The 11629-nt window shown below is 69.2% G+C and carries 20 protein-coding genes; all 20 read right to left on the bottom strand.

The genetic code is table 11. From position 1 onward, the window contains the following. The gene (locus HKK74_RS01915; protein ID WP_187241195.1) at window positions 1–189 is read right to left on the bottom strand and encodes a hypothetical protein; all 189 of its coding nucleotides are present in this window, start codon (window positions 187–189) and stop codon (window positions 1–3) included. Beyond that, the gene (locus tag HKK74_RS01920; RefSeq protein ID WP_187241196.1) at window positions 189–554 is read right to left on the bottom strand and encodes a hypothetical protein; all 366 of its coding nucleotides are present in this window, start codon (window positions 552–554) and stop codon (window positions 189–191) included. Before HKK74_RS01920 ends, HKK74_RS01915 begins: the two co-directional genes overlap by 1 nt. 69 nt (window positions 555–623) lie before the next feature. Further along, complete coding sequence (locus HKK74_RS01925) at window positions 624–1874, bottom strand: phage major capsid protein (protein WP_187241197.1); 1251 nt, start codon at window positions 1872–1874, stop codon at window positions 624–626. 141 nt (window positions 1875–2015) lie between these two features. Continuing rightward, window positions 2016–2768: an HK97 family phage prohead protease gene (locus tag HKK74_RS01930; protein ID WP_222721742.1), complete on the bottom strand. Its 753-nt coding sequence runs from the start codon at window positions 2766–2768 to the stop codon at window positions 2016–2018. Beyond that, window positions 2740–3981 (bottom strand): phage portal protein, encoded by a 1242-nt coding sequence (locus HKK74_RS01935; protein ID WP_187241198.1) that lies wholly within the window; start codon window positions 3979–3981, stop codon window positions 2740–2742. Before HKK74_RS01935 ends, HKK74_RS01930 begins: the two co-directional genes overlap by 29 nt. Next, on the bottom strand, window positions 3978–4169 hold the full coding sequence (locus tag HKK74_RS01940; protein WP_187241199.1) for a hypothetical protein: 192 nt from the start codon (window positions 4167–4169) through the stop codon (window positions 3978–3980). The genes HKK74_RS01935 and HKK74_RS01940 overlap by 4 nt, the downstream gene beginning before the upstream one ends. A gap of 13 nt (window positions 4170–4182) precedes the next feature. Beyond that, window positions 4183–5673 (bottom strand): terminase large subunit domain-containing protein, encoded by a 1491-nt coding sequence (locus tag HKK74_RS01945; RefSeq protein WP_187241200.1) that lies wholly within the window; start codon window positions 5671–5673, stop codon window positions 4183–4185. Beyond that, window positions 5670–5954, bottom strand: coding sequence for a hypothetical protein (locus HKK74_RS01950; RefSeq protein ID WP_187241201.1), 285 nt, complete (start codon window positions 5952–5954; stop codon window positions 5670–5672). Before HKK74_RS01950 ends, HKK74_RS01945 begins: the two co-directional genes overlap by 4 nt. A 384-nt stretch (window positions 5955–6338) precedes the next feature. After that, the gene (locus HKK74_RS01955; protein ID WP_187241202.1) at window positions 6339–6761 is read right to left on the bottom strand and encodes a hypothetical protein; all 423 of its coding nucleotides are present in this window, start codon (window positions 6759–6761) and stop codon (window positions 6339–6341) included. Between the two features lie 5 nt (window positions 6762–6766). Further along, a complete protein-coding gene (locus HKK74_RS01960) occupies window positions 6767–6913 on the bottom strand; it encodes a hypothetical protein (protein ID WP_187241203.1) in 147 nt (48 codons plus the stop codon). Window positions 6914–6915: 2 nt separating this feature from the next. Next, on the bottom strand, window positions 6916–7212 hold the full coding sequence (locus tag HKK74_RS01965) for an HNH endonuclease (protein ID WP_187241204.1): 297 nt from the start codon (window positions 7210–7212) through the stop codon (window positions 6916–6918). Between the two features lie 107 nt (window positions 7213–7319). Further along, window positions 7320–7538, bottom strand: a complete 219-nt coding sequence (locus tag HKK74_RS01970; protein ID WP_187241205.1) for a hypothetical protein — start codon at window positions 7536–7538, stop codon at window positions 7320–7322. Further along, the gene (locus HKK74_RS01975; protein WP_187241206.1) at window positions 7535–8194 is read right to left on the bottom strand and encodes a hypothetical protein; all 660 of its coding nucleotides are present in this window, start codon (window positions 8192–8194) and stop codon (window positions 7535–7537) included. The genes HKK74_RS01970 and HKK74_RS01975 overlap by 4 nt, the downstream gene beginning before the upstream one ends. A gap of 85 nt (window positions 8195–8279) precedes the next feature. After that, window positions 8280–8510 (bottom strand): hypothetical protein, encoded by a 231-nt coding sequence (locus HKK74_RS01980; RefSeq protein ID WP_187241207.1) that lies wholly within the window; start codon window positions 8508–8510, stop codon window positions 8280–8282. Next, window positions 8507–8806, bottom strand: coding sequence for a DUF7352 domain-containing protein (locus HKK74_RS01985; RefSeq protein WP_187241208.1), 300 nt, complete (start codon window positions 8804–8806; stop codon window positions 8507–8509). The genes HKK74_RS01980 and HKK74_RS01985 overlap by 4 nt, the downstream gene beginning before the upstream one ends. Next, the gene (locus HKK74_RS01990; protein WP_187241209.1) at window positions 8803–9579 is read right to left on the bottom strand and encodes a hypothetical protein; all 777 of its coding nucleotides are present in this window, start codon (window positions 9577–9579) and stop codon (window positions 8803–8805) included. Before HKK74_RS01990 ends, HKK74_RS01985 begins: the two co-directional genes overlap by 4 nt. After that, window positions 9579–9821 (bottom strand): hypothetical protein, encoded by a 243-nt coding sequence (locus tag HKK74_RS01995; RefSeq protein ID WP_187241210.1) that lies wholly within the window; start codon window positions 9819–9821, stop codon window positions 9579–9581. The genes HKK74_RS01990 and HKK74_RS01995 overlap by 1 nt, the downstream gene beginning before the upstream one ends. Further along, window positions 9814–10485, bottom strand: a complete 672-nt coding sequence (locus tag HKK74_RS02000) for a helix-turn-helix domain-containing protein (protein WP_187241211.1) — start codon at window positions 10483–10485, stop codon at window positions 9814–9816. Before HKK74_RS02000 ends, HKK74_RS01995 begins: the two co-directional genes overlap by 8 nt. 46 nt (window positions 10486–10531) lie before the next feature. Then, a complete protein-coding gene (locus tag HKK74_RS02005; protein ID WP_187241212.1) occupies window positions 10532–10861 on the bottom strand; it encodes a hypothetical protein in 330 nt (109 codons plus the stop codon). After that, entirely contained in the window at window positions 10858–11580 is a 723-nt protein-coding gene (locus HKK74_RS02010; RefSeq protein WP_187241213.1) for a hypothetical protein, read from the bottom strand. Before HKK74_RS02010 ends, HKK74_RS02005 begins: the two co-directional genes overlap by 4 nt. Between the last annotated feature and the right edge of the window lie 49 nt (window positions 11581–11629).

Here is an 11629-nt window from a genome sequence, read left to right on the forward strand (position 1 = left end):
TCAGCCCTTCGCCGTCTCACGGCGCCGCCGCCGCTCGGGCCGCTGAACGGGCTCGGCACGCACCAACTCGGCCCGCACCCCGTCCGCCCACACCTTCGCGACCTCGGTCGACACGTCGGCCTCATCCCCTGCAGAGCGGTCGCCGACGTCATCGCCGACGACCGACTGCAGGAACCGGATGCGAGGCATCAGGACCGGGTGTCCTTGCCGTGCTCGTCCTCCACACGGGCTCGGGCCACGCCGGCGGCCTGCTCGTGCGCCTGCACGATCTGCGACACCGCCGGGTCCGGCTCCTCCGAGCCCTCCCCGCCCTCGGTCGGTGCGCGAACGACCTGGTCGACGGCGGAGACAGTCTGCTCGGTCAGCTGCGTCTCGCTCGCCTCACGGGCGGCTGCGGGGTCGATGTAGGTGAACCCGGGCGCCTGCGCCGGGGTGCCGTCGGGACGGCGGGAAGCCATCGCAACGCGGTCGGTGTCGCCCGACACCTTGGACGCCTCGGTGTGGCCCGTGGCGGCCCTTGTGGTCTTCTGTGTGCCCTGCTTGGCCTCGGCCATGTCAGGATCCCTCCTGGTTGAAATGGAGCCCGGGGAGGCGGTACAGGGGTCGCCCGCCTCCCCGGGGGATCAGCTGGCCGCGTTCTGGTACGCGCGGATCGCGCCGGCATCCTGCAGGGTCGCGTCGGTGCGCGCGTAGGCGGCGAAGCCGACCTGCAGGAAGTCGGCGTACCGCTCGGTAAGCCGCAGCAGCTGCACACCGAGGACATCGCGGATGACGTAACCGCGGCGGAAGTCGCCGAACAGGACCGACTTCGCCGACGCCGCCATGGCGGGCATGTCGTCGTTGATCTCCAGCCCGTAGCCGAGCAGCGAGTCTGGGACCCCCACCTGCACGCTCGGCTCCCACAGCGGCCGGTTCTGGGAGTCCTTGAGCTTGCGGATCGGCTTCAGCGAGGAGTCGGCCATCATCCACCGGCTGTCGGTGTTGCGGTAGGCGCGGTTCACCGAGTGGATCAGGTCGATCAGGTCGTCGTAGATGACCGTGGTCGTCTGCCCGGTGGTGCCCTGCTTGCCGACGGTGGCGTTCGTCTGGATACCCAGCGGCTGCGAGGAGCCGGTGCCGGTGGTGAAGTGGGTGTTCTGGATCCGGCCGATCCGCTCACCGAGCTTGCGGGCCAGGAAGCTGTCCAGGTTGAACACGCTGTCCTGCAGCAGTTGGAAGCTGACCAGCACGATCTTCGAGGTGTACATGTACGCGCCGAGCTGCGCCTGCCCGAGGGTCAGGTCCTGCTGGGTCATCTGGGTGTTCTCGGCCAGGATCGCGCCAACGTTGGCGGTGTCATCGTTGGTCGGCCACGGCAGCGTCTGCCCCGAGTCGGTGTTGATGACCTCGGACACCGCGCGCATGCTGCTGTAGAACTTCATCGTCTCGATGAGCGTGTTCCGGAACCCCTGCGGCACCAGGTAGCCACCGGCCGCGCCGGTTGCCACACCCTGCGCTCGCAGCTCCTTGGTGTCGACGAACCCGCCGTGAAGCGCGGTGCGCTCCTCGGCGGTCAGGCCTTCGGAGCCGCCACGCATCCACACCTGGAAGGCGTCGCCGTAGCGGGACTCGCCGTTGGGCTGATCGCCCTCGCCACGGCCCTCGGGGACGCTGCGGCCGGGGGTCTGGCTGTAGTCGATGGACTCCAGCCGGGCGGCACGCTCCTCATCGGCGATCTTCGCCGAGAGCTTCTCGACGTCGTCGAGGGCGTTCCGGAACGCGGTGTCCTCATCCTCGCTGGCGTCACGGTTTTCCCTGGAGAGCCGCTCACGGATGTCCTGAACGGTTGCCCAGGCGTTCGCGCGCTGCTCCAGGAGAGTCTGCAGTCGAGACACGACTGTTCTCCTTTGATCGTTGCGGTTGACGGTTCGTCCGTCCGGCCGCCTCGATCTCGTGCGGAGTGGTGTCGCGCCCGGCTCCCCAAGGGGGAGTGGTGTCGCGCCCGGCTCGGCAGAGCGAGACTTGCGGAAGTGGTGCTACGCCGGCTTGCGCTCGACGGACAGTGCGTAGGCGTCGGCCAGCCGGTCCATCTCGGCCAGGCTGAGCGTGCGCCTGCGGGGCTCTCCCACCGGAAGGTGCGGGAGAAGTTCTTGTAGTTCCGGCCGGTCCGCCGTGCGGCGGCTGATGGCCTCACGGTCACCACGGCGGGCCAGGGCCGGCATCACGCCGAAGCGGAGCCCGGCGTCAGTCTCGGTGTAGGCGGGGAACGTCACCGCCGAGACCTCGATCAGCTTGACCTCGCGGATCACCCGGACCTCGACCTCGGCAGGGTCATCGAGACCCTCGACGTCCAGTTCCTCAGTCAGCCAGTCGTCCTTGACCACGCGGAACCCGAAGGACATGCCGGTGACGTTTCCGTTGCGGAGGTTGGCCGTCAGATCCCGCACATACGAAAGCTCGTCATCGAGGGCGGAATTGGTGGCCAGGCCCGCGTCGTCCTCGGCCAAATCCAGGGTGCCCGCCGACACGCGGCTCACGACCTTGGACGACTCGTGGTCGATCAGCATCCGGGCGTCGCCCTCTTTGAGGGTCTTGGTGAACGCACCTGGTGCGATCTCTTCCAGGAACCCCCAGCCCGGAACCGGGCCGATGGCCGTGCGGCTGTTGAAAACCGCGGCGTGCCCGGTGAACCGCGGCGGCTTGTCCTCATCCGCGCGCAACTGCACACCGGCGTCGGCGAGCGCCAGGTTGCGGCGCTCCTCAGTCGGCAGGCTGGCCCGTCGGCTCATCATCATCTCCCTGGATCTGCGGCCGCGTGCCCAGTGGCACCATGTTCGCGGGCTGCCAGTACTCTGCGCCGAGGCCGTCTGGCAGCGGCGGAAGGTCTTCCTCGTCGCGGATGTCGTCGCCGTTGTACGTACCGAGTTCACGCATCGTCCGGTAGAACGCCGCCCGGGCGGTGCTGTCACCGCGCAGCAGCTCGCGGACCTTGTAGCGCACCTCGACGCCCCCGTCGGTCAGCCGGCGGGTGGCGCGTTGCTCGGTCGGGGTGAGCCAGGTCGGGTGAAGGGTGAACTTCAGCCACGCGAGCGTCTGCTGCTCCAGACCGGTGCCCCAGCTGGTGGACTTCTCCGTCAGCATCAGCAGGAACGGGGGGACGCCGAACCAGCGGGCGATCTCCTCGGTCTGGAACTGGCGGGACTCCAGGAACTGCGCGTCGTCATGCGGCATGGACAGCGGCTGAAACTGCGCCCCTGAGTCCAGCACCGCCACCTCGTGCGAGTGCTCGATCCCGGCCATCTTCTCCCGCCACCGGGACTTCAGGTCATCGGCCTGCCCCTGGTCAAGGCGCTGCTCAGTCCGCAGGATCCCGGACAGCAACGAGCCTTTGCCGAAGAACCTGGCGCCGTACCGTTCGGCCGCCAGCCCGAGCCCCATCGACTGCCGGGCGTGCGTGATGACACTGACCCCGCGCAGCCCGTCGTAGCTGAGCCCGGGGATATGGAAGATGTCCCGCGACGTCAGCGGCCGGTCCTCCTCGCCGTCGACGACGAAGACCTTGCCCTCGGGGTTGGCCTCGGAGGGCTGCACGTCCTTGACCTGCACCCGCGAGGGGTGGAGCGGCCACAACTGCCGAGGCCGGCCGACACGGTCTGTGACGATACGTGAGAACGAATCCGCCCACAGCAGCCGGTGCACGTAGCTGAGCTTCCAGAACTCATACGGCGTAAGGTCCGGGTGCGGCTCGGCCAGCAGCGGCGCCGGCGCGGGCTGCTTGGTGCCGCTGCGGTAGGCCACCAGCGGCAGCGCCGCGGACACCGATGAGACCAAGTCGACTGCCCGGTACACCGCCGACAGGTTCATCGCGGTGTTCTGGTTGACCGGCACACCGGACTCGTTGGCCTCGCCCATGCCCAGCCAGTCCAGCAGCGTGCTGGAGGTCAGCGGCACCGCCGGGTTGTTCGGATTCGCGCGGCTCTCGAACAGCCCGAACAGGCTCACGCGACCCTCCGCAGACGCCGGGCCGGGCGCCCATCATCGGCCGCCACAGCAGTGCGACGGGGCCCTGAGCGGCGTTCGCACGCCATAACCCCCAGCACACCGCCGAGCATCAGCGCCGCAGGCGGCCACCACAGCGCCACGCCGGCCAGAAACACCACCACGAACCCCAGCTCAAGCAGGTCCAGCATCAGCGAACCTCCTTCACCAGATGTTCGGCGGGCCATCGTCGATCCGCTCTCTCGTTAGGAACGCCCACCGCGCCACCACCAGCGAGATAAGCGGGGCCGGGTCGACGGCCGAACCACGCCGGTCGAAGACCCACGCATCCCCGATGAACCGCCGGGCCGCGCCGGCCACCGCGGCTGTCAGCGCCGGATGCGGGCGTACACGCATCGTCGGCGCCCAACCCGGCTCGGCGTCCGGGGGGCGCACGATCGCGTCATACAGCGACCCGCAGGCCGCGCCGGTATCCCGGCCCTTAACCAAGGTCAGCTCGAACCCGGCGTCCTCCAGGTCCGGCTGCAGTGACCCCGTCGGGCCGGCCGGGGCAATCGCCACCGCGCACGGCCCCCACCGCCCCCGCAGCGTCTCCAGCCGCGGCACCACCCACGAGGTGCCCGGCCGGTAGTCGACGACTTCACCGTGCAGAAGCCCGTCCTCGCGCGCCCCGGCAACCGAGATCGCCGCAGCGTTCCGCTCAGGCGCCACCTCTACGGCGAACGCCACCGGGTCCGCCGGCGTCGACGCCTCGTCCTCGATCCCGGTCCACGCAGGCTGGGAGAAGACCTCCCACCCGCCGCCGACCGTCGGGTAGTTCCCCACACTGAGCCGCTCACGGGCGAACCCGCGGGGGCTCATCGACTCCCGCTCAGTGGCGATGTGCTCCTCCGAGATGCGGATACCCATGCCCGGATTGGTCTTTGCCCAGGTCAAAGGGCTGCTGGCGTCGTCGTGTTGGTCGCAGTCCGTCCCGCACTGGTCGCCGCACAACGCCGCGGACCACTCGAAGTACGCCAGCCGCTTCGCGTCGCCAACCATCGCGCGGGAACGCACCCGGGCGAACGGCTCGCACGGCGCCAGATCCTTGTCAGGGGCGGACCCCAGATACCACAACTGCGGGTTTGGCCTTGCGGACATCGTCGGCATGAGCGCGTCCACCGGGGCCTCGCCAAGGTGCTGAGCCTCATCGAGGAGGTTGCAGTCACCCGAGAAGCCACGGCCCGAGCCCGTCGAGCGGGCCAGGAACCGAAGACGCTGGCCCGTCGTGAGCTCGATGCCCTCCTCACCCTTGGACCGAGCAACCGCCTTCACACGCCGGGAGAACGCCGGGGTTCCCTCGATCAGCTCCAGGATCCGGCGGAACATCTCCGAGGCGGTCTTGAACTCGTGCGCCGAGTACATGATCAGCCGCTCGCCGAGCAGGAACAGGCCGGCGAGCACGCGCGCCTCGGCGATCGCGCCCTTGCCGTTCTGCCGGGCCACCATCACGCCGACCTCGAACGCCGCCCACCGGCCGTCCGCGCGCTCGCCCAGGCCGCCGATGAGGACCTGCCGCTGCCAGGGGTCGAGCACCAGCCCGGCCCGGTCCGCGAGCAGCGCGGCCTCGTGGCCGGCCGACGACACGTGCTCGGGCACGGAGGTAACCGTCGGCTCCTGCGATCCGAGCAGCGCCGGCGCATCGAGAACCGTCATGCCATCCCCGCGGCCTTGCGGCGCTCCTCGCGCTGCTGAGCGACTTCGTCGATGACGTCGTGGGCCACCTCAGGCGGGGCAAGTTTCCGCAGGTGGGCGAGGTAGGTGTCGAGCCGCTGGTGGAGCAGGGCCGCCGCGGCGGGCTTCAGCTCGGGGTCGGACAGGCGGTCGACGACGTCGAGGGTCGCAGCAGCCAGCGAGCTGTCGAGCAACTTCCACCGGGCGAGGTCGGCCCTGACGGCCTCCGCGAGGCGGGCCGAGGGGTCAAGATCATCGCTCATGATCACCCCGCTAATCCGGTCGAAGTCGAGGTTGGGCGATTAGTGGAGGGGCGATGATCAAGGTCGCTATTTGGGCCCAACCAGGGTTCGACCGATTAGCGATGCATGAATATGCAGGCTCGGATGATCATGAAGCCGTCACTCTGAGTCACGGAGAGAGAAGCGGGAGCACTTGCTTGGGGTCCACCGGCCCCGGTCTGTGAACTTTGGAACCCCCTACCCCGGAGCTCCACATTCCTGCTGGTCAGAGCGTTGATCGTTCCGGCCTGTGCGATGGCTCGGTGGTGGTCACGTGGTGTGACGCGAAGGGGTGCACACAGCGTGTTGACCATGCATAGGGATGCGTCGCATGCATATGTGCATAGCTATGCATGGTTGGTGTGGTCACCATGCGCGCGAGGCGGTCGCTGCTACCTGATCCGCGTCACGCTGCGTTGAGTACCAGCGCTCTGCCGCTGCCCTGGCCCCACGTGAGCGCTGCTCGTCGCACCTGGTCAGGACCACGTCCCTGCCTGGGTCGATGGTGATGACCTTGGCCCTGTAGGTGGCGTACTCAGCGAGGGTGTCGGGCTGGGGCTGGGTGTGGATGATCCACACGTCCGTGCGGGTGGACTGCTTCAGCGCCTCGCGTATGGCCGCAGTGCGGGCCCGATGGGCTACACGCTGCACAGGCTCGGGGTGGCGGTGGCTGTCTGCATCTCCGCAGGTCAGAGCGTTAGCGATGCGGTCGTAGTCCACGATGACGTCACCTGGGCGCGCGTGGGCGAGGACGTAGGTGGTCTTGCCGGCGGCAGGTGGGCCGATCACCACAGTCAGAGCCAGTGTCCGCACCCCGTCGGGCCGGGCACGTGGTGCGGCATGTGGTCACGGCGGCCTCGGCACGAGGTGTTGTGGCGGTGCAGGACCCGGCAGAACGCTCGCCCTGCCCAGTACTCCAGCCAGTCGAGTGCCTCAGCCATGGTCACCAGTCCCTTGATCCCTGTACGACCTGGACCTCTTCGAGGGGGCGGTCACCCTTGGACTCGTTGCAGCAGCGATGGCAGACCGAGCAGCGGTTGAGTGCGCCGTGGATGGGCCGGAGGTTGGCCGGGTCCTCGGGGTCGCCGCCCATGGCCTTCCATGCCTCGATGGGCACGACGTGGTCGGTGTAGGTGGCGCCTCCGTGCCGACAGACGATGCAGATGCCTGCGCAGTCCGCGAGCACCTGCGCTTTGATGCGGCGCCAGCGGCGGCCCTTGCGTCCGGAGGAGGCGGCCATCGTCACCCCCGTGACGTGCGAAAGCCCGGCACTCAGCCGGGCTTCAGAGACACGTCTCCGCTGCGAATTAGATCAGAAAATTCGCGGGCTCACCACCTGCAACGCTGTTATGGGGTCTCGGCTTCGACGAGGAGCGGCACGAGGGCGGCGTGTGCGCGGAGGAGCACCGCGGGATCGTACGCCGGTGCGGGACGCCCTGGGCGGCCGGTGCGGCGGTGCCCGGCCGGTCGGATCCCAGCAGCGGTGATGAGCGCCCGCACCTGCTCGACGGTCATCGGGGGGTCGAGCAGGTGGGCGGCATCCTCCACGGTCCACAGATCGGTCACGCTGCGGGCTCCTCGGTGACGTACACGACGGAGCGGCTGTCTTGCCAGACGAGGGAGGTCTGGCCGGAGTAGGAGCCGGCGAGGATGCGGGCGTACGGGCGGCGGCCTTCCTCGTCGGTGCAGCGGTGGTTGGTGCAGCGGACCTCCCCGGTGCGCCGGTTCATGCGGAGGCTGTAGGTCGAGCACCAGTCGCACGCCGGCGGCAGGTGTCCGGGCAGCCGTGGTAGCGGCTCCCACCGGTCGGCCTGGTCAATATCGCGGATCTGCCGGGCGCTGGTGACCCAGCGGGCGACGATGCGGGCGGCTCGCTTCACCTCGTCCTCGCACACGGCCTCGGTGAGGTTCACGATCGCGGCCAGGGCCTCGCGGGTGTTCCCATCCGACCCGCCACGCCGGCGGCCGAGCCGACCGGTGACCTCACGGCGTAGCGAGGCCTCCAGGCGGCGAGCTTCCTCGTGGATCGTCACCAGGACAGCGGCGGCCTCGGCGTGCCATGGGGCGGGGCTGCCGGTGGTCTTCTGGCCGCTGGTGCCGCCCGTGGTGGGGTCGGTGACCTGCTCGGGCAGGAGCGCGTCGAGCTGGTCGAGGATCCCGCCGGGGCGGGTGAGCTCGTGCACGTCGAGGGCAACGGCGAGCCGGTCGGCGGTGCCTTTCAACGGGCCTCCTGGGGGATCTTGGGCAAGTCTGTGACCTGCGGAAAGTCAGGGTCGCCCATCGGCGGGTAAGCGGCGTGCGGGCGGCTCAGAACGACCACCACCCGAAGGCGAGGTGCCCGGTGAGCCAGACCCCGCCGATCACGAGCAGGACCCGGCCGACCCAGGTCAGCGCGGTCGGGCGGCGGTCGCGGATGCGGAACAGCCGCCAGGTGAATTCCGACAGGGTGTCGCCGGGCCGCTTATCCCGCAGCGCGAGCCCTTCCAGCAGCGCGAACGCTGCGATCCAGGCGATCCACAGCACGGTCCAGATGCTCACGGGGTGTCTCCAGGGGTGTCGAGGAGTTCGTAGAGGTGCCAGATGAACCCCTCGGGGGTTCGTTGGGTCGTGCCGACCCATTGGGCCTCATCTGGGATGGGGTGGCCGGTCCCGAACACCTGGAACACCCGATCGCGTGGTGGCGCGTCGTCGCGGTCCTCGACCCAGAAGTCGACACGGTGGTCCGGGCTGACTCCTATCCGGCGGGCTGCGACGTGCAGTGGGTCGCCGGAGACGCTGCGCGTGAAGGGGCGTCCGTTGACGGGGATCTCGTAGCGGTACACGCGTTTGGTCACGGGGTGTCTCCCTTGGGGGGTGCGGGCCGGGCGGGATTTGGGGTCTGCGGGGCGCTGACCTGCGATTCCACCTGGGCGGGTGATCTTGTTTTGGCGGGGTGGTCGAGGGCAGTGCGGACGTCGGCCATGGGCACGTAGTCCCGGACGAAGCCGTGAGTCGAACGCGGGTGGAGCGCCCGTACGCGATCGAGGGTGGCCTCGGCCTCCTTGGCCTGCCTGTACCAACCGGCGAGCTGCAAGCGCAGGAGCGGCGCGTCAGAGGCCTCGTGGCGGCGGCGTTCGTCCTCGGGCATCGCGGCACGCTTGGCCTCGACCTCGGCGATCTGGCGGGCTACGTCACCAGGGAGGGCGGCCTTGAGGGCGTCCCGCTCGGCCTTGAGGTCGGTGATGGCCTGGTCTTTGATCTCGATGGTCTGCTGCGCGACCTGCAGGCGACGCTCGGCCCCGGCGTGGTCAGCACGGGCGTGGTCAGCACGGGCGTTGTCGCGCTCGGTCTCGGCCTGCTGGAGCAACTCGTTCACCGCGTCGCAGGAGACCGAGCCGCCGTTGTGGATGCCGCCCTGGATCAGCACCTTGTCGCGGAGCCGCTCCACCTCGTCGGCAAGTTCCTCAGCGTCCTTGAGCGCCCGGCTGATGAGCAGGTCGCTGTCGCGGTCGGGCTGTGCGGGGATGTGCATCCGCCACCGGCGGGTGACGCCCTGCTCGGCGATCTCGCAGATCTCGGTGTGCGCCGCTTCGATGTGCGCGCGGATCTCGGTCAGGTCATCGAGCATCACACGTCACCGCCGTCCGCGAGCCGCTCCAACTCGGCGTCTCGTTCGGCCATGGCGTTGAACGCCCGCAGATCGAGAGTGTGCTCCACGAGTCGGTCGTGGTCGGTGAGCAGGGCCGCCATCTTCACGACGCAAGCACGGAGCCGCTCCACCTCATCGGCGGCCTCGTGGATCACATCTCGGATGAGGGTGGTGTTCACGGCGTCGGCGATCGTCCGCCAGCGGGTCAGGTCATCAGGCATGGGGGATCTCCTCGTCAGGCAGCATGTAGCCCGCCGTCTCCAGCCGCCAGGCAAGGTCTGTGGCGTCCACGCCCCCGATGTTGTTGGCCTCGGTGCACCAGTCGGAGACGATCTGGAGGATGCGTGCCGCGTCATGGCGGGCGCGCTCCAGCTCGGGCCCGACGACGGCCATCACGGCGTCGGCATACGGCTGGCAGACCTCCAGCAGCGGCCACGAGGGGTCGTCGCGGCCGTAGATGGGTTGGGCCAGCGCCCGTGCCATCCGGTCACGCATCTCGGTCAGGTCATCGGGCATCGGGGGTCTCCTCAGTGGGTGGTCGTCAGACGTGAGCTCGATGAGTCCCACCGCGGCGGCCAAAGCCACGGCGTGCGCGCGGGTACGCGCCCCGAGTTTGCGCTGTGCGGCGACGACGTGCCGCCGGTAGTGCCGACCCGAGATCTCCAGAGCCTCGGCGATCTCACCGTCGTACGCACCGGCCGCCAGGCGCCGGATGATGTCGGCCTCGGTGTCGGTGAGGGGCTGGCCGGGCTGCGCGCGCCGGTCAACGGTGCTGGGCAGGCGGCGGTATCCCCGTCGAATCGGGCTCGCCTGCCGACTCCCCCTGTGCTGCTGTTTGTACTCGGCGATCAGGGTTTTTTGTTCGGGCGTCAGGTCGGCGTGCATCAGTCGATCCCTCCGAAGGGCCAGGGATGGTCGTACGGGCAGGGCATTAGCTGGCCTCTCGTTCGGCGGGCTGGTCGCCCGGGTCAAGGTGGGTCTGTTCGCCGCCGTCCTCGTGCCGGCGCATGGCCTCGGAGCAGATGTCCACGAGCGCGATCCGGTACGGGGAGTCGTTGATCCGGTAGCCGTCCCTGCTCGGCACGAACTTCGGGGGGACGTAGCCGTTCCACGCCTCCGGCCTGGCGAACCGGAGGGGCCGCTGGGTGAGGCGGTGGGCGAGGTCGGGGTGCGCGAGGACGCGTTCCCGGCGTTCGGCGAGCACGTCGACGGCCTCGCGCTGGATCTGTGTGAGCGCGTGCGCCCAGGTGTTGTCGGTCATGGGGGGTCTCCCATGGAGGCGGCGATGGCTTCGCGCACGGACCGGCTGGAGGGGTGGTCGTCGCCGGTGGGCAGGTAGTCGCGGGGGTTGCCGCGGATGGCGGCGGCGACGTAGGCGGCGGGGTCTCGGGGGTCGCGGCCGGTCAGGATCTGCCGGCGGACGCGGGCGGCCCATTCGGGGCTGACGGTTCGGCCGGCGTGTTCGGCGAGTAGCTCGATGATCCGTTCGTCGATCTTCGAATCGTCATCGGTCGCGCGTCTGCTACCGGTAGATGATTCACCTACAGTTACCCCCGTCCCTTCGGGACGGGACGGGTCGGGTCGGGGAAGCCGAACAGCGTCTGAACTTCGGTCACCGTTCGCTGCGTGTTCGGGTGAACGTTCGGGCGAACTTCGCTTGCCGGTTCGGACTCGGTGCATCCGTTCGCGGGCCGCTTCTCGCTCCTGCTCCACCTGTTCCCGGGTCGGCTGCCGTCCGGGGTCGTTCCACTGCCAGAACTGGTATCCGCCTTCGACGCGCTCCCACAGGCGTACGGCGACAAGCCGCTTCGCCTGCCCGGTGTTGCCGAGCGAGCCGATCATGTCTTCCGGGACGAATCCGTCCGTGAGCTGGTGCGAGCACCAGGACCCGGCCCGGACCCACAGGCCCATGGCCGCATTGCCGGCGGCGACGGCTTTGCGGTGGAAGGCGAGGCCGTCGTCGACCTTGAACCAGACCACTAGGTGGCTCTCCTGATCTCTATAAACGATCTCGGTCGGTTGGGTGGCG

Origin of the sequence: Actinomadura alba (assembly GCF_014323705.1) — a bacterium.
GTDB lineage: Bacteria > Actinomycetota > Actinomycetes > Streptosporangiales > Streptosporangiaceae > Actinomadura_C > Actinomadura_C alba.